The organism is Rhodococcus aerolatus (genome assembly GCF_054783215.1).
In genome coordinates this window covers 12,664-34,118 of the sequence record NZ_BAAGQZ010000049.1, presented here as the reverse complement: position 1 = coordinate 34,118, position 21,455 = coordinate 12,664, and the positions used below count along the sequence as shown (strand labels likewise).

18 protein-coding genes and 1 tRNA gene are annotated in these 21,455 nt (G+C 75.8%); 5 read left to right on the top strand and 14 right to left on the bottom strand.

Translation table 11 applies throughout. The features are described 5' to 3' along the window. Positions 1-95 precede the first annotated feature (95 nt). Positions 96-866: an SMP-30/gluconolactonase/LRE family protein gene (locus ACYVOF_RS18590; RefSeq protein ID WP_460869138.1), complete on the top strand. Its 771-nt coding sequence runs from the start codon at positions 96-98 to the stop codon at positions 864-866. Here the strand turns inward: ACYVOF_RS18590 and ACYVOF_RS18585 are convergent, their stop codons facing one another. Together ACYVOF_RS18585 and ACYVOF_RS18580 are read right to left on the bottom strand one after the other, a co-directional pair. Beyond that, a complete protein-coding gene (locus ACYVOF_RS18585) occupies positions 867-2,168 on the bottom strand; it encodes a YibE/F family protein (protein ID WP_460869136.1) in 1,302 nt (433 codons plus the stop codon). It abuts the gene before it with no gap. A gap of 35 nt (positions 2,169-2,203) precedes the next feature. Further along, positions 2,204-3,406 carry a putative glycoside hydrolase gene (locus tag ACYVOF_RS18580; RefSeq protein ID WP_460869134.1) on the bottom strand — a complete coding sequence of 401 codons (1,203 nt, stop codon included), beginning with the start codon at positions 3,404-3,406 and terminating at the stop codon, positions 2,204-2,206. A gap of 138 nt (positions 3,407-3,544) precedes the next feature. Here ACYVOF_RS18580 and ACYVOF_RS18575 point away from each other — a divergent pair, with 138 nt between their 5' ends. Then, positions 3,545-4,453: an intradiol ring-cleavage dioxygenase gene (locus ACYVOF_RS18575; RefSeq protein ID WP_460869132.1), complete on the top strand. Its 909-nt coding sequence runs from the start codon at positions 3,545-3,547 to the stop codon at positions 4,451-4,453. A 19-nt stretch (positions 4,454-4,472) separates the two neighbouring features. On the opposite strand, the gene ACYVOF_RS18570 is transcribed toward ACYVOF_RS18575, so the two are convergent. The 7 genes from ACYVOF_RS18570 to ACYVOF_RS18540 form a co-directional block, all read right to left on the bottom strand. Next, on the bottom strand, positions 4,473-9,959 hold the full coding sequence (locus ACYVOF_RS18570) for an ATP-binding protein (protein WP_460869130.1): 5,487 nt from the start codon (positions 9,957-9,959) through the stop codon (positions 4,473-4,475). Positions 9,960-10,112: 153 nt separating this feature from the next. Continuing rightward, complete coding sequence (locus ACYVOF_RS18565) at positions 10,113-10,901, bottom strand: DUF1883 domain-containing protein (protein WP_460869128.1); 789 nt, start codon at positions 10,899-10,901, stop codon at positions 10,113-10,115. 476 nt (positions 10,902-11,377) lie between these two features. After that, positions 11,378-11,450, bottom strand: a tRNA-Ala gene (locus tag ACYVOF_RS18560). A gap of 31 nt (positions 11,451-11,481) precedes the next feature. Continuing rightward, positions 11,482-12,246, bottom strand: a complete 765-nt coding sequence (gene sepX, locus ACYVOF_RS18555; RefSeq protein ID WP_460869126.1) for a divisome protein SepX/GlpR — start codon at positions 12,244-12,246, stop codon at positions 11,482-11,484. A 95-nt stretch (positions 12,247-12,341) separates the two neighbouring features. Next, on the bottom strand, positions 12,342-12,995 hold the full coding sequence (locus ACYVOF_RS18550) for a GNAT family N-acetyltransferase (RefSeq protein ID WP_460869237.1): 654 nt from the start codon (positions 12,993-12,995) through the stop codon (positions 12,342-12,344). A gap of 20 nt (positions 12,996-13,015) precedes the next feature. Next, a complete protein-coding gene (glp, locus tag ACYVOF_RS18545) occupies positions 13,016-14,263 on the bottom strand; it encodes a molybdotransferase-like divisome protein Glp (RefSeq protein ID WP_460869124.1) in 1,248 nt (415 codons plus the stop codon). After that, positions 14,260-15,171, bottom strand: a complete 912-nt coding sequence (locus ACYVOF_RS18540) for a UTP--glucose-1-phosphate uridylyltransferase (RefSeq protein WP_460869122.1) — start codon at positions 15,169-15,171, stop codon at positions 14,260-14,262. The genes glp and ACYVOF_RS18540 overlap by 4 nt, the downstream gene beginning before the upstream one ends. Before the next feature lie 78 nt (positions 15,172-15,249). Here ACYVOF_RS18540 and ACYVOF_RS18535 point away from each other — a divergent pair, with 78 nt between their 5' ends. From ACYVOF_RS18535 to ACYVOF_RS18525, 3 genes are all read left to right on the top strand, one after another. Then, entirely contained in the window at positions 15,250-15,867 is a 618-nt protein-coding gene (locus ACYVOF_RS18535; protein ID WP_460869121.1) for a 5-formyltetrahydrofolate cyclo-ligase, read from the top strand. A gap of 69 nt (positions 15,868-15,936) precedes the next feature. Next, positions 15,937-16,299 carry an FmdB family zinc ribbon protein gene (locus tag ACYVOF_RS18530; protein ID WP_460869119.1) on the top strand — a complete coding sequence of 121 codons (363 nt, stop codon included), beginning with the start codon at positions 15,937-15,939 and terminating at the stop codon, positions 16,297-16,299. 87 nt (positions 16,300-16,386) lie between these two features. Beyond that, positions 16,387-17,061: an RcpC/CpaB family pilus assembly protein gene (locus ACYVOF_RS18525; protein WP_460869117.1), complete on the top strand. Its 675-nt coding sequence runs from the start codon at positions 16,387-16,389 to the stop codon at positions 17,059-17,061. Positions 17,062-17,067: 6 nt separating this feature from the next. Here ACYVOF_RS18525 and ACYVOF_RS18520 read toward each other — a convergent pair whose 3' ends face one another. The 5 genes from ACYVOF_RS18520 to ACYVOF_RS18500 all read right to left on the bottom strand — a co-directional run bounded on the left by ACYVOF_RS18520 (position 17,068) and on the right by ACYVOF_RS18500 (position 21,449). After that, on the bottom strand, positions 17,068-17,247 hold the full coding sequence (locus ACYVOF_RS18520) for a hypothetical protein (RefSeq protein ID WP_460869116.1): 180 nt from the start codon (positions 17,245-17,247) through the stop codon (positions 17,068-17,070). Continuing rightward, positions 17,244-17,738 (bottom strand): MogA/MoaB family molybdenum cofactor biosynthesis protein, encoded by a 495-nt coding sequence (locus ACYVOF_RS18515; protein ID WP_460869235.1) that lies wholly within the window; start codon positions 17,736-17,738, stop codon positions 17,244-17,246. Before ACYVOF_RS18515 ends, ACYVOF_RS18520 begins: the two co-directional genes overlap by 4 nt. A 95-nt stretch (positions 17,739-17,833) precedes the next feature. After that, positions 17,834-19,255, bottom strand: coding sequence for a S1C family serine protease (locus ACYVOF_RS18510; protein WP_460869114.1), 1,422 nt, complete (start codon positions 19,253-19,255; stop codon positions 17,834-17,836). Positions 19,256-19,344: 89 nt separating this feature from the next. Continuing rightward, the gene (locus tag ACYVOF_RS18505; protein ID WP_460869113.1) at positions 19,345-20,703 is read right to left on the bottom strand and encodes a HAMP domain-containing sensor histidine kinase; all 1,359 of its coding nucleotides are present in this window, start codon (positions 20,701-20,703) and stop codon (positions 19,345-19,347) included. 62 nt (positions 20,704-20,765) lie between these two features. Next, complete coding sequence (locus ACYVOF_RS18500) at positions 20,766-21,449, bottom strand: response regulator transcription factor (RefSeq protein ID WP_460869111.1); 684 nt, start codon at positions 21,447-21,449, stop codon at positions 20,766-20,768. Positions 21,450-21,455: the final 6 nt, after the last annotated feature.

The window sequence follows — 21,455 nt, the reverse complement described above, 5'->3', positions numbered from 1 at the left end:
CGGCGAGCATCGCGCTGCCCGGGCAGGACGTCTTCCCCGAGGGCATCACCTCGCAGGGGTCGACGTTCTGGGTCACCTCCACCACCGACGGCACCGTGTTCCGCGGCACCCGCCAGTCCCCCGCCGCAACCGTGCTCTCCCCCGGCGGGCAGGACGGGCGCACCACCGCCGTGGGCCTCGACGTCACCCGGGACGGGAAGGTCCTCGTCGTCGCCGGCGGGGCCACCGGCCAGGTCAGCGTCCTCGACGCCCGCACCGGGGCCACCCTGCGCACCTACACCGACGGCGGCGGGGACACGTTCCTCAACGACGTGGCCATCGCACCGAACGGCGACGCCTACGTCACCGACTCCCACACCGCGGCGCTCTACCGCATCCCCGCCGCCGAGCTCGGCACCGCGGGCCCGCTCGGCGCCCCGCTCGAGGTGTTCGTCGACTTCACCGGCACGCCGCTGGTCTACGGCGCCGGGTTCAACGCCAACGGTGTCGTGGTCACCGCCGACGGCCGCTACGCCGTGGTCGTGCAGTCCTCGACCGGGAACCTGTACCGGGTGGACCTGCGCACCCGGACCGTGAGCCAGGTCGACCTGGGCGGCGTCACGCTGACCGCAGGCGACGGTCTCGAGCTCGTGGGCGGGCGCACCCTCTACGTGGTGCGCAACGCGCTGGAGACCATCGCCACGGTGGACCTGGCGCGGGACGCGGCCAGCGGCACCGTCACCGCGCAGACCGCCCTGCCGGACCTGATGTACCCGACCACGGCGACCGCGGTAGCCAACCAGCTGCTGGTGGTCAACAGCCAGTTCGACCAGCGCGGCGGCACCCCGGTCGAGCCGTTCACCGTGAGCAGCATCCCCCGCCCCTGATCACGCCCGACGGTGCCGCGTGACCGCCAGCTCCGGGGTCGTGCGGCCCGGCCGCGCCAGGGCGACCGCGATCGCGGTGGTCAGCGGCACCGCCAGCACCAGGGCGGTGCCGCCGACCAGCGCGCGCACCACCTCGACGGCCACGACGTCACCGGTGAGGACGTCGCGCAGGCTGCGCCCGGCCACGCTGAACAGCAGCAGCAGGGGCAGGGCGCTGCCCGCGTAGGCCAGCACCAGGGTGTAGACGGTGCTCGCGATGTGGTCGCGGCCCACCCGCATCGCGCCGGTGTAGACCCGCCGCCGGGGCGCGGTCGGGTCGAGCGCGGCCAGCTCGAAGGCGGCGCTGGCCTGGGTGACGGTGACGTCGTTGAGCACCCCGAGCGAGCCGATGACGAAGCCCGCGAGCAGCAGGCCGGTGATGCTGACCTGTCCGAGGTAGACCTGCACGGTGGTGTTCTGCTCCTCCGACAGGCCGGTGACCCGGGTCAGCGCGACGGCCACCTGGGCCAGCACCCCGCTGAGCCCCAGCGCGGCCAGGGTGCCCAGCAGGGCCGAGCTGGTCCGCAGGCTCACCCCGTGGGCCAGGTAGATCACCGCGAACAGGATGGCGGCGCCGCCGACGAGCGCGACGAGCACCGCCGAGCGGCCCCCGAGCAGGGCGGGCACCACGAAGCCGGCGAGGATCGCGAACGCGATGACGAGGCCGAGCAGCGCCCGCAGCCCCCGCCACCGGGCGACCACGACGACGGCCAGGGCGAACACCCCGGCGAGCACGGCCATGGGCAGGCCGCGGGCGAAGTCGTAGAAGTCGTAGAGCGGGGCGCCGTCGGCGGTCTGCCCGCGGGACAGCCGCAGCGAGTCCCCCACCGCCAGCGTCGGCGAGCCCGGGCCGGGGGTGATCTCGAGGGTGGTCGAGCGGCCCGCGTCGGGGCCCGAGTCGATGCGCACCGTGGTGCGGGTGCACGCGTAGCCCCCGGCGCTCGCGTCGCCCGTGGGCACCTGGGTCCCGGTGAGCCGGCCGACCTGCGAGCCGGGTCCGCCACACGTGGTCAGCTGCTGGGCGGTGACGGTTCCCGCCTCGGTGGTGGTGGCCTGCCCGGCCCCGTTCTGCAGCGGCAGGGGGACGTCGAAGCGCTGCTCCGGCGGCCACAGCAGCACCGCGCCGAGCACCACGGCCAGCCCGGCGAGGACGAGCAGGCCCACCACGAGGCGGGCCGCGAGCGGGCTGTGCACCGCGGGCCCCGCCAGCCCGTGCCCGTGACCGGCCGGTGCGGGCGTGGGGGCCGGGGTCTGCTCGCTCACCCGCGCACCGTAGCCAGCCCGCCGTGACCCACCCGTCAGGGGAGCAGCACGCCCGACGCCGCGGGCAGCGCGCGGCCCAGCGCCACCGCGGGCGCGGTGGTCGCGTTGACCAGCACCGTGCCCGCGTCGAACTCCCGCGCCCACACCCCGGGCGCGACCTCGTGCCGGACGGTCCGCGGGGCGCCCAGCGCCAGCGCCGCGTCGTGCACCGTGGGCCAGTGGCTGCCGTCGGCGGTGTAGGCCTCCGAGGTGCCGTAGACGGTGCTGCCCATGGTGGCGAGCAGGGCGGTGAGCAGGCCGTAGTCGGAGGTGAACCCCGGGTCGGTCCGGTCCTGCACCAGCGTCGTCGGGGCCACCTGCTGGCTGCGCTCCAACCAGGACACCCGGGACCGCCACGCCGCCCCCGTCAGCGCGGTCGTCGGCCCCGCGGACAGCCCACCCTCGACGAAGAACTCCGAGGACACCAGCTGCCCGCCCTCGGCCACGGCCAGGCAGAACTCGGGGTCGACCGCGTCACCGATGTTGGCCCCCAGCGCGAACCCGGCGGCCCGCAGCGCGTCGCCGAGACCGCGGACGAAGCCCAGCTGCGCCTGCTGCCACGACGCGTCGTCCGGGTAGGCCACCGGGCGCTGCGGCCAGGTCCAGGTGAAGGAGGCGTTGACCTCGTCGAGCATGACCCCGCTCCAGCCGCCCGCGCGGCAGCGGTCGACGAGGAACTGCGCCGCGGCGGCGCGGAAGCCCGGCTGGGCCACGTCGACCGCCCGGTCCACGGTGGACCCCGACGTGCGGGTGATGACGTCGCCGTCGGTGCCGCGCAGCAGCCAGGCGTCGGGCACCTCGTCCGGCGGCAGGCACTGGGTGACGCCGGCGGGGTCGGAGTCGCGGGTGACGGCGGTGGCGTAGAAGAAGCGGTGCGCCACCCCCGGCGGCTGGGGCAGGTCGCGCTGCAGCACCTGCCACTGCCAGCGCGCGGTGCCCGGCCCGGTGGGGTCGCCGCGGAACACCGAGCGCACGAACTCCAGCCGGTAGTCCGGGTAGGACACCGGCTGGGGCCCCGGGGTGGTCGCGGCCGCGGTGGTCGGCACCGGTGCGGCGGTGGCGGTCCGGGGCGCGGGGTCGGGCGCGCACGCGGCGACGGCGCCGGAGACCGCGGCGGCGAGGGCCGCGCCCAGCACGGTGCGCCGCGAGACCTGCTCGATGGCCCCTCCCCCCGCTCGGAACCCCGCCGGGGGGCTCACGTCCTGCTGCGGTCCGAACACTAGGCGTGCCCGCGGCGCTCGTCACCGGTTCCCGCAGCCCGGGTGCAGCGCGGCCACAGCCGACGTGCAGCCCCGCCGTCCACGCTGGGCGGGACGAACCCGACGGAGGAGGAGCACGTGGACGAGCAGGTCAGGGCGAGCAGGGCACGGGTGAGCCGGCGGCGGGCGCTGGGCCTCGGCGGGACGGTCGGGCTCGGCGGGGTCCTCGCCGCCTGCGGGGTCGGGGGGTCGTCCACCGCGTCACCGGGCTCGTCGAGCACCACGACGACCGCGGCGGCCGCGGCGTCGGTCCGGGACGCCGCCGACACCGCCACCCCCACCACGACCACCGCCGGCACCGACGTCACCGCGCTGCTGGACTCGGCGCGCACGTGCACGCTGCTGCCCGAGGAGACGCAGGGCCCCTACTGGTTCGACGTCGACTCGATCCGCAGCGACCTGCGCGAGGACCGGCCCGGCACCACCCTGACATTGGCGCTGCGGGTCAACGACGTCACCGGGTGCACCGCCGACGCGCTGGGCACCCCCGTGGCCGACGCCGTCGTCGAGATCTGGCACTGCGACGCCGGCGGGGTGTACTCCGGCTTCGAGTCCGGCTCGCAGGGCGGTCCGGGCGGCGGCGCCCCCGGCGGGCGGTCGGGTGGCGGGGAGACCTCCGACGGCTCCTACAGCGTCGGCGACACCGAGGCGACCACCACCGACGACGGCACGTACCTCCGCGGCGCGCAGGTGGCCGACGCGAACGGGGTCGTGCAGTTCACCACCGTCTACCCGGGGTGGTACCGCGGCCGGACCGTCCACATCCACCTCAAGGTGCACAAGAACAGGGCCACGGTGCTGACCAGCCAGCTGTTCTTCGACGACACCCTCAACGACACCGTGTTCGCGACCGCGCCGTACTCGTCGCACACCGGCCGGGACACGACCAACGCCACGGACTCGATCTACGACGCCGCCGGGCTGCTGCACGTGGCGCCCGAGGGCGACGGCTACCTCGCCTACCTCAACGTGGGCGTCGACGTGTGAGGCCCACCCCCCGTGGCGCTCACCCCGCGGCGAGGCCCCGCTCCACCGCGGCGATGAGCCGGGGCCGCAGCTCGGCGGCGGGGACGATGGCGTGCACGGAGCCGACGCGGCGGGCCCGCTCGATGTCGTGGACCCGCTCGAACTCCTCGGCCACCTCGCCGAGCTTCTCCGAGCGCACCTCCCCGCGCAGCGCCGTCAGCCCCACCCGCAGCGCGGCCTGGTCGGCCTCGTCGGCGGCGTCGAGCTCCGCCTCCGCGGCCGTCACCCGGGGGTCGCGGGCCACGCGGGCCTCGACGTCGCGGGAGAACACCACGGCCGCCGCGGGGGCGCCGCCGATGACCGAGGCGTAGGAGCCCTCGACGGCCAGCACCTCCATGCGGTCATTCAGCGCCCCGGAGAAGACGACGAACGCGCCGCCGTGGTACCGGGAGACCACGCAGAACACGATGGGCCCGTCGAAGTTGACCATGGCCCGGCCGATCTCGGCCCCGTGCTCGAGCTGGGTGCCGCGCAACGACTCCGGGGAGCCGTCGAAGCCGGACAGGTTGGCCAGCACCACCAGCGGGCGGTTGCCGCTGGCCGCGTTGATGGCCCGCGCGGTCTTGCGGGAGGACTGGGGGAACAACGTCCCCGCCGTCCACTGGTCGGGCCCGTCGGCGGGCACGTCCCCGCGGCGCGGGATCGGCCGGGACTCGGTGCCGATGACGGTGACCGGCCGACCCCCGAGGAAGGCGTCGAGCACCACCGTGGTGTCGGCGTCGGCCATCGCGGCCCAGCGCTCGAGCACGGCGTGGTCGGTGTCGACCACGGCCCGCATCACGGTGCGGATGTCGAAAGCCTTCTTGCGCTCCGGGTTCGCGGTGGCGGAGAAGATGTCGCCGACCGTGGTGAACTCGCTGTCGGGGTGGGTGTGCGGGAAGCTGCGCACGTCGCGCTCCGCCGGGTCGGCCGTGCGCGCCTGCCGGGGGCCCGTCTCCCCCGGTGCGACGTAGGTGTAGCCGTAGTGCTGCAGCAGCAGCCGGGACGCCGCGGCGAGGTCCGGCGCCCAGTACTGGCCCTGGCCGTTGGGGCCCATCACCCGGTCGTAGCCGCCGATGCCGAAGTTGTCCTCCGCGGAGACCCCGCCGGAGTAGTCGAGGGACTGCTTGCCGGTGAGCACCATGGCGCTGTCCGGGGTCATCACCAGGATCCCCTTGGTGTGCAGCAGCATCGTCGCCTCGGCGTTCCAGTACGGCTGCGCCCCGACGTTGATGCCCGCGACGACGACGTTGACCTCGCCGCCGGCCTGGGTGAACTCGATGATGCGGCGCAGCGCCCGGGCCACCGCGTCCATGTTCTCGGTGCCGGAGTCCATGGAGATCTTGGCGCCCGAGGAGAGGGCGAACCACTCCACGGGGACGCCCATCTGCTCGGCCAGGTCGAGCGCGGCGACCACGCGGGCGCACTCCGGCTCGGCCACCGAGCCCAGCGCGCGGGTGGGGTCGCCGAGCAGGACGACGCGGGTGACGCCCTCGGGGTAGCGGTCGGTGGGCGTGCTGGCCACCCCGGCCACGATCCCGGCGGTGTTGCGGCCCCGCGGCCGGTCCACCGGCACCAGGCGGCCGGCGTCGTCGAGGTCGTGCTCGGTGAACGTCCCGCCCCGCCCGGCGACCTGGTCGAGCAGCTCGTAGGGGTAGGTGGTGCCGCGGGCGCGGGCGCTGCGGACCTTCTGGGCGTAGGCGTCGAGCACCGGCACCGGCTCGGTGGGCGGGTCGCTGATGGACAGCGTCACCCCCGTCCCGGGGCGGTTGGCGAAGCGCACGGCCACCTCGCGGGGCGGCTGCGCCGGGTCGGACTGCAGCCGGCCCAGCACGGTGAGCTCCTCGAGCCCGGCGCCGGCCCCGGCCGTGACCGGGGCGATGGCGCGGGCGTAGTCGGCCAGCTCGTCCGGGGAGACGGTGATGGTCGGCCACACCGAGAGGTAGATGCGGTTGGCGTCGAGCCGGCGCCCGCGCCGCGCCCGCTGCTGGCGCCGCAACCCGTGCAGGCAGGACGAGATGGCGCGCTCCACGGCGGGGAAGCCGGTGACGCGGCCGTCGGCGTCGCGCAGCGCGGTGGTGTCGCGCACCTCGGCCAGGGCGACGAGCCGCTGGTCGTCGGGGTTGTCCCGCGCGGCGAGGGCGAACAGGTGCGTGCCCTCCGGGGACGGCAGCCGGGTGCCCTCGAAGTTGCGCAGCCGCCACAGGTCGAGGCGCTGGCCGGTGAGCGGGTGCAGGTCGCGCAGCACCAGGTCCTCGACGGGGGCGCCGTCGTCGTCGGGGCGGAAGGTGAGCACGCGGGTCGCCGCCCCGCCGGGGAACACGGTGACGGTGACGCGCCGGCCGGCGACCAGCACCGGCTCGGCGGCGACGAGCCCGCGCAGCTCCTCGGAGATCGCGGCCCCGGCCCCGGGCCAGGCCACGAACAGGTCGACCACCAGGTCCTCGGGCCCGCCGACCTCCGCGGCCAGCGCGGCCGCGGTGGCCAGGGCGCGGGGCAGCCCCGCCCGGTCGGTGGCCAGGGCGACGAGGTGCAGCTCGGCGCCGCCGAGCTCGAAGCCGCCGGTGACCACGGGCTGCCCGTCGACCACGCGGCTGGTCACGTCGTGCAGGGTGCGGACCTTGTAGAGCCGCCGGGTGATGACCTCCAGCAGCGGCTCCGCCCCGGTGGGGTCGGCGGCGAGCCGGGCGCCGAGGACGGGGCCGACGGGCTCGCTGAGGGCGACCATGGCCGCGATCCGCCCGGCGCGGTCCGGGTCGTCCGGGTGCGCGGCCAGGTGGGCGAGGTGCCCGGCGACGACGGCGTCGGCCTCCGCCCGGGCGCGGGCCAGCACGGGGGCCTCGAACGCCTGGAAGCGGACGCTGCGGGCCAGCTCGCCGACGGCGGGGTGGCGCAGCTGGGTGGCCCGGATGAGCCGCTCGAGGACCTCGGCGAGCCGGTCGGGCGCCTCGGCGACGAGGGCGGCCGCGCGGGCCTGCCAGGACTCGAGCAGCGCGGTGACGATGCTGGTGTGGTCGCCCACCCGCTGCTGGGCGAGGAACACCCGGTGCACGGCCTCCTCCAGCTCGGGGCTGGGCTCGAGGCTGTGCACCCCGTGCTGGGCGACGGCGTCGGCGAGCCTGCGGCGGAACGAGTCCGGCAGCGTCGTGCGGTCGACGTCGAGCGAGCGCAGGTAGGTGTGCAGGTGCTCGCGCGGGCTGTGCACCACCTCCTCGGCGGTGGCCTCGTCCCCGGCGGGACGGTTGCGGGAGAGGTCGCACACCTCGGCGAAGGTGGTGACGAGGGCGAGCTCGTCGGCGGTGACGCGGGCGCGGGTGCGCAGGTAGCGGGCCAGCAGCTCGCGGGCGCGGGCGGCGCTGACGTCGTAGCCGGTGATGGCCGCGCGCAGGTCGGCCAGCAGCGCGCGCGGGTCGGGCTCGGCGTCGTCGGGGACGAGGCCGGCGAGGTCGACCGCGGGGGTGCTCGGCCCGCTCGCCCCCGGGTCGGCCGGGGCGTCGAGGCGCAGCAGCGGGGCGCCGGCGTCGACCTGGGAGTTGACCGCGGCGAGGACCTCGCGGACGGTGCCCGCCGACGGGGCGCGCACCGCGGTCTCCATCTTCATGCTCTCCAGCACGGCGACGGTCTGCCCCGCGGCCACCTCCTCGCCGGGGGTGACGCGGACGGCGACGACGACGGCGGGGGCGGAGGCGCGGACCAGGCCGGCCTCGTCCTGCACCACGCGGTGGCTGGTGCCGTCGACGTCGACGACGTGGCTGCCGCGCCCGGCGGTGCCGGTGACCCGGTGGCGCCGCCCGCCCACGGTGAGGACGCGCTCGACGGGGCCGTGCCGGTCGACGAGGACGTCCAGCGCGGGGGCGCTGCCGTCGGGCCCGGTCTCCCCGGGGACGACGACGCGGTAGGCGTGGGGGCCGGTGCGCGCCACCGTGAGCGGGTAGGTGCGGCCGCGGTGGCCGAGCTCGACGGTGCGGCCCAGGGTGAGCCCGGTGCGGGGGCGCCCGCCGCGGGCGGAGGCGAGGAAGGCCTCCCGCTCGGCGGCCTCCTCCGCGTCGTGGACGTCGACCGCCACCGCGAGCAGCGCCACGGCCGCACCGGGCCCGGCAGCCTCGGTGCCGGTGGTGTCCCCCGCGTCGACGAGCCGGTCGAGCCACTGGGTGTCGGCCTCGCCGGAGACCACCTCGGGGCGGCCGAGGACGTCGAGCAGGAAGGAGCGGGTGGTGGTGCCGCCGTCGACGAGCACGGTGGTCTCGCGCAGGGCGCAGCGCAGCCGGGCCAGGGCCTGCGGCCGGTCGCGGCCCCAGGCGATCACCTTGGCGACCATGGAGTCGTAGTCCGGCGGGACGACCTCGCCCACCGCGACGTGGGTGTCGACGCGGATGCCCGGGCCCGCGGGCAGGGTGAGGGCGGTGATGGTGCCCGGCGCGGGGGCGAAGCCCTCCTCGGCGTCCTCGGCGTTGAGCCGGGCCTCGATGGCGTGGCCGACCTCGGGCGGGCACTCGCCGGGCAGCGGCTCGCCCGCGGCCACCAGCAGCTGCAGCCGCACCAGGTCCAGGCCCGTGGTGGCCTCGGTGACGGGGTGCTCCACCTGCAGCCGGGTGTTGACCTCCATGAACGCGAAGGTGCCGTCCTCGGGCTGGTAGAGGTACTCCACGGTGCCCGCGCCGAGGTAGCCGGCGGCGGCGACGAGCGCGGCCGAGGCGCGGCGCAGCTCGTCGGTCTGCTCGGTGGTGAGCACCGGGGAGCCGGACTCCTCCACGAGCTTCTGGTGGCGACGCTGGATGGAGCAGTCGCGCACCCCGGGCGCCCACACGGTGCCGTGCGCGTCGGCGATCACCTGGACCTCGACGTGGCGGCCGCCGCTGACCATGGCCTCGAGGAAGACCACCGGGTCGCCGAACGTCGCCGCGGCCTCGGCGCGGGTGCGGGCCAGGGCGTCGTCGAGCTCGTCGGGCGAGCGGACGGCGCGGATGCCGCGGCCGCCACCCCCGCTGCGCGCCTTGACCATCAGCGGGTAGCCGACCTTCTCGGCGATGGCGCGCGCGTCGTCCTCCGGTGCAACCGGCCCGCCGCTCCACGGGGCGACGGGGACGCCGGTGGACTCGGCGAGCAGCTTGGCCTCGACCTTGTCACCGAGGCGGCGCATGGCCTCGGCGGACGGTCCGACGAAGGTGATGCCCAGGCGCTCGCAGAGCTCGGCGAACTCGGGGTCCTCGGCGACGAAGCCCCAGCCGACCCAGACCGCGTCGGCGCGGGCCTCGACGAGCGCGCGCTCGAGCTCGGCGTGGTCGAGGTAGGCGGAGCCGCCGCCCTCGGGAGCGCGCAGGCAGACGGCCTCGTCGGTGCCGCGGACGAACAGAGCGGCACGCTCGGCCTCGGTGTGCAGGGCGATGACGGTGGTGGAGGTGCCGCGCTCCTCGTCGAGCTCGCGCACCGCGCGGGTGAGGCGGACGGCGGGCTCGCCGCGGTTGACGACGGCCACTCGGCTGATCATGTGACCGACCCTAAGGGTGACCGGTCGGTAACCTCTGCTACCGCGGCGGGGGTCGGGTGGGCCGCTTCCGAAACAGGCTGAGCTGCGGCGTCCCGGATTGTCGACGGCTGCGCTCCCACAGCGGACCGTCGGGCGGAATCCCACTCGCTGAGGTCAATCGTCGTTGTCGGGCCCGAGCACCGCCTCGGCGATCTGGTCGGCCATCTCCCCGATGTCGAACTCGCCTGTGCTTAGGGCGCGCTTGTCAGCCAGGGACGGGCTGTACTCGCGTACCGCCTGGGCGCTGACGTCGTGCCAGATGGGCAGCATGGTCTGTTCTCCCGCGACGGTCTTGGTAACGAGGCCATCGAGTTCGTGGTTGGTCCACCCCTTGGCGAAGAACGACGGGGAGAGCACGACGACGCCGAAGCGGCTCGATCTGATGCCGTCGTCAATCTTGCGACGCAGGCTGTCGCCGATCTTGATCTCGGTCTTGTCCAGCCACACGGTGACGCCACGCTCGGCGAGCGCGTTTCGCAACGGTACGGCGACGGCCTCCTTGTCCTCGGTGGCGTGAGAGAGGAACACGTCCCAGGTCTGGCCGCCGAAAGCGTCACCGTCGGGCTCGACGGGCTCGCGGACCTGGACGTCGCTGACCGGACTGCTCCGGTCGCGGAAGGTCGGAAGGTTGCCGCGTGGTGGCGGGACCATCTGGACGCTAGCCCGCACCTTGCCGGGGTAGCCACCCAGGTCGACCACGACGACCCACTGCCCACTGCTCGGAATGGGAATCCGCGCGGGGGACCTCTTTACCAGGCCGCCGTGGTAGCGGTACTGCCGTCCGGATTTGTACGACTGGTACGCCGATGACGTCATGAGTTGGACGTTGGCCTGTTTGTCGAGGGTGACGACGGCTGTCGCGCCCTGCTTCTGATGACCGAGGTCGTAACGCAGATGCTGCATGAAGGGTTACCTCTTGTCTCGCTGCGGGGCGGATGCCCGGCGTTGCGGCCCGCGCTTTCTCAGAACACGAGACTGCCGACTTCGGTCACACACGAAGTTCCTCCACGCTTCACGTTCGGCAGCTGGTTTGAAAGAACCTACGCAATGCTGCCGACAACGGGCTCGAAACGTAGAGGCAAGCGAGACCCCCTGGTCGTGTACCGGCCGCACCCCACGCGCCACCACGCACGATGCCCAGCGCAGTCGCCGCCTGACCGTTCAAGACAGCGCAATCCGCTTGACCTGACGGTCGTTGGTGCCCTCGTGCGGCGCCGGGGCCCAAGAGCGCGACCCGGGCCCAACCGAGCGTCCGAGCCGGGCCAGATCGCCCGACGCGAGACCAGACAAAGCCGCCATCCCCGACCCAGGGAGGCGGCTCGTCTACGAAACTTCAATTATTAAAGCTGGACTGGAGCGATTTACAAAGACCCCTGGGGTGGAGCTGCGGGGAATCGAACCCCGGACCTCCTCGATGCGAACGAGGCGCGCTACCAACTGCGCTACAGCCCCCGGTGGAGCGAGCAGAACCCTAGCAGGACAGCTACTGCCCGCTCGCCCGGGGCAGCTCGACCTCGGCGGGCGGGCCGTACTCGTCGAGCTCGTAGAACGACGGGTCCTCGTCGTCGATCTCCACCACGACGGCACCGGGGCGGCGCAGCCGCGGGGGCAGCTCGTCGGCCCGCTCGGCCTGGGCCGAGGCGACGCCGAGCCGGGCCCGGCCGACACGGTTGAGGCGGCGCTCCCGGACCTCCTGCTCGATGCGGACCTGGGTGCGCAGGTAGACGAGGTAGCCGACGAGGGCGAGGTCGACGACGACGTTCAGCCACCACGCGGCGGAGGTCGCGGTGACGGCGACGACGGCGGTGACGACCACGGCGGCGATCAGGGTGAGCACCACCCGCTGGCGCACGGCGTAGCGGGCGTGGCGGGTGACGGCGTCGGCCTCGGGGTCGAAGCCGCCGCGGCCGCGGCGCCGGCGGGGCACCTCGTCGTGCTCGGGCTCGTGCCGGTCGGTGTCGTGCCGGTCGGTGTCGTGCTCGTCGGTGTCGTAGCCGTCGTCGAGCTCGGCCTCGCTGTCGCGGGTGTCGTCCGCCACGGGGTCCTCCTGCCAGTAGGGGTCGCTGCGGTGCCCCGCGGCGGGAGCGCGGCGCAGGACGGGGACGGCGCGGTCGCCCCGGTGCAGCACGCGGGTGGTCATGGCCGGGCCGCCGACGCGCCGCACCTGCTGGCGGTGCTTGGCGACCATCGGCAGCAGGACCACGAGCCAGGCGACGACGAGGGCCGCGAGGATCACCGAGCTGGGCACGCAGCACCTCCACCGGTCGTCACGCGCGTCACGCTAGACACGGCGGCGGCGGGCCTGCGGCAGGCGCGCCGGGTGGGCTCGGTGGGCCGGGTGGCCTAGGTCCAGCGGGCGCGGCCGTCGCGCACCAGCCGGCCGGCGGCGCTCTCGCCGAGCTCCTCCGCGGTGATGGCCACCAGCTCGTGGTCGCGCCAGTCGCCGTCGACGTCGAGGTAGCGGCGCAGCATGCCCTCGCTGCGGAACCCGACGTGGGCGAGCACCGCGCGGCTGGGCCCGTTCTCGGGGCGCACGGTGGCCTCCACCCGGTGCAGCCCCACCGGTCCGAGGCAGTGGTCGACGCCGAGGGCCAGGGCCCCGGTGGCCACGCCGCCCCCGGTGAGCGGGGTGGCCACCCAGTACCCGATCCACGCCGAGAGCAGCGCGCCGCGCACCACGTTGCCGATGGTGAGCTGGCCGGCGAAGCGGCCGTCGACCTCGATGACGAACGGCACCAGCGAGCCCTTGCGCGCGGCCGAGCGCAACCCGCTGCACAGCCCGGGCCAGGCGGCGACGCCGTGCCGCGAGGCCCAGGTGCCTGCGCCGCTGGGCTCCCAGGGCCGCAGCTGGGCCTCGTCGCGCACCCGGGTCTCGCTCCACGCCCGGGCGTCGCGCCACCGCACCGGCCGCAGCCGCACGGTGCCGGCCCGGACCACCAGCGGCCCGGGGCGCGCGGGCCAGCCGGGGTGGCGGCTCGCCGTCGCGGCGGAGGACAACACGGGTGCGGCTGCCGGGCTCAGGCGCGCTGCGCGAGGAAGACCACCTGCACCTCGTCGCCCGTGCGCACCTCGGTGACGTCCGGGTCGACGAGGACGAGGCAGTTGGCCTCGGCGAGGGTGGCGAGCAGGTGGCTGGACGCCCCGGGGGCCCCGCCGAGGGCCTGCACCAGGTACTCCCCCGTCTGCTCGTCGCGCATGAGCTGGCCGCGCAGGTAGCCGCGGCGCCCGGCGATGGAGGTGACGGGGGCGACGGTGCGGGCGGTGACGACGCGGCGCATCGGGTTGCGCTTGCCGAGGCCGAACCGGATGAGCGGGCGGACCAGGACCTCGAAGACGACGAGCGCGCTGACCGGGTTGGCGGGCAGCAGGAACGTCGGCACCCGGTCGGGGCCGAGCCGGCCGAAGCCCTGCACCGAGCCGGGGTGCATGGCGACCCGGTCGACCTCCACCTCGCCGAGGTCGCCGAGCACCTCGCGGACGGCTTCGGTGGCGGCGCCGCCCACGGCCCCGGAGACGACGACGACCTCCGCGCGGATGAGCTGGCCCTCGATGACGTCGCGCAGCCGGCGGGCGTCCCCGGCGGCGATGCCGACCCGGTGGACGTCGGCGCCGGCGTCGCGCCCGGCGGCAGCCAGGGCGTAGGAGTTGACGTCGTAGACCTGGCCCTGGCTGGGGCTGCGGTCGACGTCGACGAGCTCGCCGCCGACGGAGATGACCGAGAGCCGGGGCCGGGGGTGCACGAGCACCTTGTCCCGCCCCACGGCGGCCAGCAGGCCCACCTGCGCGGAGCCGATGACGGTGCCGCGGCGCACGGCGACGTCCCCGGGCTGCACGTCGTCGCCGGTGTGGCGGACGAACTCCCCGGAGCGCACGGACCGCTCGACCGTGATGCGGGAGCCGGCGAGCTCGGCCCAGCCCAGCGGCAGCACCGCATCTGCCAGGGTGGGCAGCGGGGCGCCAGTGTCGACGCGGACGGCCTGGCGGGGCTGCAGCCGGGTGGGGGTGCGCGACCCGGCGCCGACCTCGCCGACGACGGGCAGCGTGACGGCGGTGGGCCCGCCGTCCTCCCCGCGGCCGGGCTGGACGTCGATGCTGCGCACGGCGTAGCCGTCGATGGCCGCCTGGTCGAAGCCGGGCAGCGGCGCCTCGGTGACGACCTCCTCCGCGCAGAGCAGGCCCTGGGCCTCCGAGATGGCCACGCGCACCGGGCGCGGCACGACGGCCGCGTCGAGGACGCGGGCGACCTGCTCCTCGACCGACCTCACTCGGCGGCCCCGGGGCCGACCCGCTCGCGCAGCCACGTCGCGAGGTCGGGGCCGATGTCCTCGCGCTCCAGGGCGAAGTCGACCGCGGCGCGCAGGTAGCCGGCCGGGTTGCCCAGGTCGTGGCGCGGCCCGCGGTGCACGACGACGTGCACGGGGTGGCCCTCGTCGATGAGCAGCGAGATGGCGTCGGTCAGCTGCAGCTCGCCGCCCGCGCCGGGGGTGATGCGGCCCAGCGCCTCGAACACGGCGCGGTCGAGCAGGTAGCGCCCCGCCGCGGCCCACGTCGAGGGGGCGTCCTCGGCCGCGGGCTTCTCCACCATCCCGGTCACCCGGGCCACGTCCTGGCCGTCCCCGGAGTCCTCGATCGCGAACACCCCGTAGGCGCTGACCTCGCTGCGGTCGACGTCGAAGGCGCACAGCACCGTGCCGCCGTGCTCGGCGCGCACCTCGGCCATCCGGGTGAGCACGCCGGTGGGCAGCACCAGGTCGTCGGGCAGCAGGACGGCCACGCAGTCGTCGTCGTCGGTGAGCACCGGCCCCGCGCAGCCCACGGCGTGGCCCAAGCCGAGCGGCTCGTCCTGGCGCACCGACTCCACCGCGAGCAGCCCCGGGGCGCGGCGCACCTTGGCGGCCAGGTCGTCCTTGCCGCGCCCGGCCAGCGTGGCCTCGAGCTCGGGGCTGGGGGTGAAGTAGTCGACCACCGCCTCCTTGCCGTCGGAGACGACGATGACGAGCCGCTGCGCCCCGGCCTCCGCGGCCTCGGCGGCGACCATCTCGATGCCCGGGGTGTCGACGACGGGCAGCAGCTCCTTGGGCACGGACTTCGTCGTCGGCAGGAAGCGGGTGCCGAGACCGGCCGCGGGCACGATCGCCGTGCGGAAGGACGGCGCCGTCGAGGGGCTGGTCATGGTGGCACCCTATCGACCGGGCGTGCCCGGACACGGTGCGACGAGCCGCGGCGCGCCCCGACCGGGCACGATGGCGCCGTGGTGCTCCCCGCCGGGTCGGTCGCAGCCCGCAAGGCCGCGCTGCGCGGGGAGCTGCTCGCCGCCCGCCGCCGGCTCACCCCGCAGGAGCGGGCCGCGGAGGCCGCGGCGCTGGCCCGCCACGTCGTCGCGCTCGGCGGGCCGGGCACCACGGTGTGCGGCTACGTGCCGGTCGGCACCGAGCCGGGGACGGTCGCGCTGCTCGACGCGCTGGCCGCGACGGGCGCCCGGGTGCTGCTGCCCGTGGCCCGGGAGCCGGGGCCGCTGTCGTGGGTCGCCTGGACCGGGGAGGCCGGGCTGGTGGCGGCACCGATGCGGCTGCGGGAGCCGGCCGGGGAGGTGCTGCCGCCGGCCGCGCTGGCCGGGGCCGACGTGGTGCTGGTGCCCGCGCTGGCCGTGGACCGCGCCGGGCGCCGGCTGGGCCGCGGGGCCGGGTTCTACGACCGCAGCCTGGGCCTGGCGCGGCCCGGGGCCCGGCTGGTCGGGGTGGTGCGGGACGCCGAGGTGCGCCCCGAGGTGCCGGCGGAGGGCCACGACGTGGCGCTGGGCTGGCTGCTGACGCCCGGGGGCGGCCTGGTGGAGGTCGGGCCCGCGGTCCCCTGGCACTCCGCCGAGTAGAGTGCCAGCGGTGGCGGGACGTGCCACCCGCGCTCTCGTGGCGTGCGCCGCCGTGTCCGGGGAGGACCAGTGCCCACCTACTCCTACGCCTGCACCGAGTGCGACAACCGGTTCGACGTGGTCCAGTCGTTCACCGACCAGTCCCTGACGGTGTGCCCGCGCTGCGAGGGCCGGCTGCGCAAGCTGTTCAACTCGGTGGGCATCGTGTTCAAGGGCAGCGGCTTCTACCGCACCGACTCCCGCCCGGGCGAGAAGGCCGACGTGCCCGCCGGGAAGGAGTCCGGGGCCAAGGACTCCGGCGGCGGGGACTCGAGCGGTGGGGACAAGCCCGCGCCGGCGAAGGAGTCGCCGAAGAAGGAGTCGCCGAAGAAGGACGCCCCGGCGGCGAAGGGCTCCTCCAGCACGTCGGGCACCGGGTCGTCCACCTCCTGAGCCGATCTGGGGACGGCGCCCGCGCGCTGTCCACAGCCTGCGGCCGCACCCCCCGGCGGTGGACCGCCCGGCCCTAGCGTCGCCGGCATGGGGACCTCGAGCAGGCGCGCACCAGGACCGACGGCGTGGGAGCGGGGTGTCGCGGCGCTGCGGCCGGGCTGGGCCCGCGGGGTCGCGCTGCGGCGCGCCGCGGCGGCCCTGCTGGTGCTGCTGGCCGCGGTGCTGGTGGTGCGCGGCGACCCGGCGGCCGACCGGCGCACCGTGCTCGTCGCGACGCGCGACCTCGCCCCGGGCCAGGTGGTCACCGAGGGTGACGTCGCCCTGGTGGCGCGGGCCGACGACGCGGTGCCCGCCGGGGCGCTGGTCGACGCGGCCGGGGCGACGGGCCGCCCCGTGGCCGGGGCGGTGCGGGCCGGGGAGACGCTGACCGACGTGCGGCTGCTGGGCCCGGCCCTGCTCAGCACGGTCCCGGGCGGGGCCGGCGCGGTGGCGGTGCCGGTGCGGCTGGCCGACACCGGCGTGGCCGACCTGCTGCGCCCCGGGGACCGGGTGGCGGTGGTCCGCGCGGCGGGCGCCTCGGGTGAGGGGCCGGCACCCGAGCTGGTGCTGGCGCGGGACGCGACCGTGCTGCTCGCCGCAGACGGTCCCGCCGCCCCGGGGGCCCGGACGGGTCGGCTGGTGGTGCTGGCCCTGCCGGCGGAGCCGGCCAGTGCGGTGGCCTCGGCGTCGCTGGCCGAGCCGCTCACGGTGACGCTGGGGTAGGACCGCTCAGCCGCCGTGGTGCGGTGGGACCTCGCGGCGCAGCCGGTCGTCGTCGTCCCCGCCCGCCCGGGCCGGGTCGCGCTCGTCGCCGGTGGTCTCCGGCAGCACGTCGCCGAAGATGCGGTCGAGCCGCTCCCGCCGGGCCCGGGCGGCGGCGGCCGCGTCGGGCCCGGCGGGGTCGCTCACTCCAGGCCGGAGAGCTCGTCGATCACCCGGGCGACGAGCGGGGTGAGGGTGGCCATGCCGTCGCGGACGGCGGCGCGGGAGGCGGCCAGGTTCACCACCAGGGTGCTGCCGGAGACGCCGACCAGCCCGCGGGACAGGCCCGCGTCGATGGCGCCGGCGGCCAGCCCGGAGGCCCGCAGCGCCTCGGCGATGCCGGGGACCTCGCGGTCGAGCACCCCGGACGTGGCGTCGGGGGTGACGTCGCGCGGCGAGACGCCGGTGCCGCCGACGGTGACGACGAGGTCGACCCCGCCGATGACCGCGGTGTTCAGCGCGTTGCGGATCTCCACCGGGTCGGCCGCGACGGCGACGACGGCGTCGACGTGGAACCCGGCCTCCCCGAGCAGCTCGGTCACCAGCGGACCGGTCTGGTCGGCCCGCTCGTGGTGGGCGGTGCGGTCGTCCACCACGACCACGAGAGCGCGGCCGAGCTGGGGGGTCTCGAGGTCCATGAAGGTCACCGTAGTGCCCGCCCCGTCCCGGCCCCGCCCACCGTGGTGCACGGTGAGCACGGCCTGGGCGGCGTCGGGGTGGTCGCTGCCGTACCTCACTTGGTGCCCACCGTCTGGCCGTCGAGGGTGACCTGCACCGTGCGGGGGTTGGACCCGTTGGCGCCGGCGACGGTCAGCGTGACGGTGTCGCCCGGGGCGTGGCTGCGGACGGCCGCGACGAGGGAGTCCCCGTCCTGGATGACGCGGTCGTCGATCTTGGTGATGACCGACCCGGCGGTGATGCCCGCCTTCTCCGCGGCGCCGCCGGCCACGACCTGGCTGACGGTTGCCCCGCTGGTGGTGGGGATGGCCGAGGTCGAGCTGGCCACCGACACCCCGAGCACGGCCTGGGTGGCGGTGCCGGTGTCGATGAGCTCCTGGGCGATGCGGCGTGCCTGGTCGACCGGGATGGCGAAGCCGAGCCCGATGGAGCCGGACTGCCCGCTGGCCGACGAGCTGGACGAGGACAGCGAGGCGATGGCGGAGTTGATGCCGACGAGCTGCCCGGACATGTTGACCAGCGCGCCCCCGGAGTTGCCCGGGTTGATGGCGGCATCGGTCTGGATGGCGTCGAGCACGGTGGTCTGCCCGGTGCCCTCGCCGCCGGCGCTGACGGGCCGGTTCAGCGAGCTGACGATGCCGGAGGTGACGGTGCCGGCGAGGCCGAGCGGCGAGCCGACGGCGACGACGTCCTGCCCGACGGCCAGGTTCGACGAGCTGCCCAGCTGGATGGGGGTGAGCCCGGACTTGTTGTCGGCCTTGATGACCGCGATGTCCGCGGAGGGGTCGCGGCCGACGATGGTGCCGGTGGTGGTGGTGCCGTCGTTGAACGTCACCGTGATCGACCCGCCGTTGGCGGCGGACTCCACGACGTGGTTGTTGGTCATGATGAGCCCGTCGGAGGACAGGATGATCCCGGAGCCCTCACCGCCGCTGTTGCCCGTCACGACGGTGATCTGGACGACGCTGGGCAGCACGGTGGCGGCGACCTGCTGCACGGTGCCCGCGGGCGCGGTCGCAGCCGGCTGGGCCTGCGCGGTCTGGCTCAGCGAGGTGGTGACGGTGCGCGAGCCGCCCTTGTCCAGCGCGGCCACCGCGCCACCGCCGATGCCGCCGGCGACCAGGGCCAGGGCGAGCGCGCCGACGACGAGGTTGGTGCGCCGCGGCTTGGTCGCGGTGGCGGTGCCGCCGCCCTGCGGGCCCTGCGGCGCGCCGCCGGGGTAGGGCTGCTGCGGGGCCGTCGGGTAGCCCGCGGGCACCTGCCGCGGCGGGACGTAGTAGCCGCCCCACCGGTCCTGGTCGCCGGCCGGGCGCTGCTGCTGCGGGGAGGGCTGGCTGCCCTGGTGGTGCCACCAGCTCTCGGGGGGTGCGCCCCGGTCTCGCCCGGTGTCCTGGCTCGACGCGGACGACTCGTCGCGCGGACGCTGGTAGGGGGTGTGGTCGTCGGGGGTGCTGTCGTGCGAGCGGTCGTCGGTCATGGGCACCACTCTGGGCGTCGGGTCTGAGAGTTGGCTGAGACCACCCTGGGTTGTCCGTGTGCCTCTGGCGGGCGTGCTTCTGGGGGCGCTCAGCCGGGGCGGCCGGGCAGCCGCAGCCGGATCAGGGCGCCCCCGGCCGGGGACTGCTCGGCCCACACCGTGCCCCCGTGGGTGAGCGCGACCTGCCGGACGATGGCCAGGCCCAACCCGGAGCCGGGCATGGACCGCGAGCTGGTGGCCCGCCAGAACCGCTCGAAGACCAGGGCGCGGTCCTCCGGGGCGATGCCGCTGCCCGCGTCGGCCACGGTCAGCTCGGCCTGGCCCTCGCCGACCTGGTGCAGCGACACCTCGACCCGCTCCCCGGCGGGGCTCCACTTGGCCGCGTTGTCCAGCAGGTTCAGCACGGCCCGCTCCAGCGCGGCGGCGTCCCCGTCGAGCCACCACGGGGAGACCTCGGCGACGAACTCGACCTCGGTGCGGCGCCGGCGGGCCCGCTCCAGCGCCCGGGACACCACGTCGCCCAGGTCGAGGGGTTCCGGGGCGGCGACGGGAGCGTCGTCGCGGGCCAGCTCGACGAGGTCACCGACGAGGGTGGAGAGCTCCTCGATCTGCCCGGTCACGTCGGCGTAGAGGTCGGCCCGGTCCTCCTCGCCCAGGCTGGGGGCGCCGGGGCGGCTGGCGGCGGCGAGCAGCTCGACGTTCGTGCGCAGCGAGGTCAGCGGGGTGCGCAGCTCGTGCCCGGCGTCGGCGACGAGGCGGCGCTGCCGGTCGCGGGACTCCCCCAGTGCCTGCAGCATCGCGTTGAAGCTCATGGTCAGCCGGGCCAGCTCGTCGTCGCCGGTGACGGGGATGGGGTCGAGCTCGTCGGTGCGAGCCACCCGCTCGGTGGCCGCGGTCAGCCGGGAGACGGGCCGCAGCCCGGCCCGGCCGACGGTGGCCCCGGCGGCGGCCGCGAGCAGGATGCCGCCGCCCCCGACCAGGACGAGCACGATGCCGAGCCGGCTGAGCACCGCCCGGGTGGGGGCCAGCGGCTCGGCGATGACGAGGGTGCGGGCGCTGTCCACGCGCTGGGCGTAGACGCGCTGGTCGGCGGTGGTGCGGATGGACGTCACCGGCCCGGCGCCGGTGGCCACGGCGATCTCGGGCGGGCCCAGCGGCACCGTGCTGCCCACCTGCACGACGAAGCCGTTGGCGTAGACGATCGCGGCCTGGATGTCGGTGGAGAACTGGGCCGCGGCGCGCAGCGTGTCCGGGTCGGCCTGGGCGACGACGATGGTGTCGGCCTTGGCGCGCAGCTGGGTGTCGAGGTCGTCGTAGAGGGAGCGCTGCACCACGAGGAACGCCGCGCCGGCCATGAGCGCCACCGACACCCCGACCACGGTGGCGGCCATGAGGGTGACGCGGCCGCGCAGCGAGACGCCGCGGGTGAGCGGGGTCGGGGGGCGCATGGGCTGCGGCCCGGCGCGACCGCCCACGGTCGGGGGGTGCTCGGCGCGGGGCGGGCTGAGGCTCACGGCGGGGTCTCGCGCAGCACGTAGCCGACGCCGCGCACGGTGTGGATGAGGCGGGGCTCGCCGTCGGCCTCGGTCTTGCGGCGCAGGTAGCCGACGTAGACCTCCAGCGCGTTGCCCGAGGTGGGGAAGTCGTAGCCCCACACGTCCTCGAGGATGCGGCTGCGGGTGAGCACGCGGCGGGGGTTGGCCAGCAGCATCTCCAGCAGGGAGAACTCGGTGCGGGTCAGCGCGATGGACCGCTCGCCGCGGAACACGTCGCGGGTGGCGGGGTCCATGGTGAGGTCGGCGAAGCGCATCACCTCCGACGGGGCGTCCTCCGGGGTGACGCGGCGCAGCAGGGCGCGCAGCCGGGCGAGGAGCTCCTCGAGGGCGAACGGCTTGGGCAGGTAGTCGTCGGCGCCGGCGTCGAGCCCGGCCACCCGCTCGGAGACGCTGTCGCGGGCGGTGAGCACGAGGATGGGCAGGTCGTCGCCGGTGCTGCGCAGCCGCCGGCACACCTCGAGGCCGTCGACCCGGGGCATCATCACGTCGAGGACGAGCGCGTCGGGTCGGTCCTCGGCGATCGCCGCGAGCGCCTCCGCGCCGTCGGCCGCCTGGCCCACGGAGTAGCCGTTGAAGGTCAGCGAGCGACGCAGCGAGTCCCGGACGGCCCGGTCGTCGTCGACCACGAGGATGCGCACGGGCTC

What these genes read in the sequence shown, in the direction of transcription:
- ACYVOF_RS18570 (WP_460869130.1), bottom strand. Translation starts at nt 9,959, where the DNA reads ATGATCAGCCGAGTGGCCGTCGTCAACCGCGGCGAGCCCGCCGTCCGC.
- ACYVOF_RS18565 (WP_460869128.1), bottom strand. Translation starts at nt 10,901, where the DNA reads ATGCAGCATCTGCGTTACGACCTCGGTCATCAGAAGCAGGGCGCGACA.
- ACYVOF_RS18540 (WP_460869122.1), bottom strand. Translation starts at nt 15,171, where the DNA reads ATGACCAGCCCCTCGACGGCGCCGTCCTTCCGCACGGCGATCGTGCCC.
- ACYVOF_RS18525 (WP_460869117.1), top strand. Translation starts at nt 16,387, where the DNA reads ATGGGGACCTCGAGCAGGCGCGCACCAGGACCGACGGCGTGGGAGCGG.
- ACYVOF_RS18515 (WP_460869235.1), bottom strand. Translation starts at nt 17,738, where the DNA reads ATGGACCTCGAGACCCCCCAGCTCGGCCGCGCTCTCGTGGTCGTGGTG.
- ACYVOF_RS18510 (WP_460869114.1), bottom strand. Translation starts at nt 19,255, where the DNA reads ATGACCGACGACCGCTCGCACGACAGCACCCCCGACGACCACACCCCC.
- ACYVOF_RS18505 (WP_460869113.1), bottom strand. Translation starts at nt 20,703, where the DNA reads ATGCGCCCCCCGACCCCGCTCACCCGCGGCGTCTCGCTGCGCGGCCGC.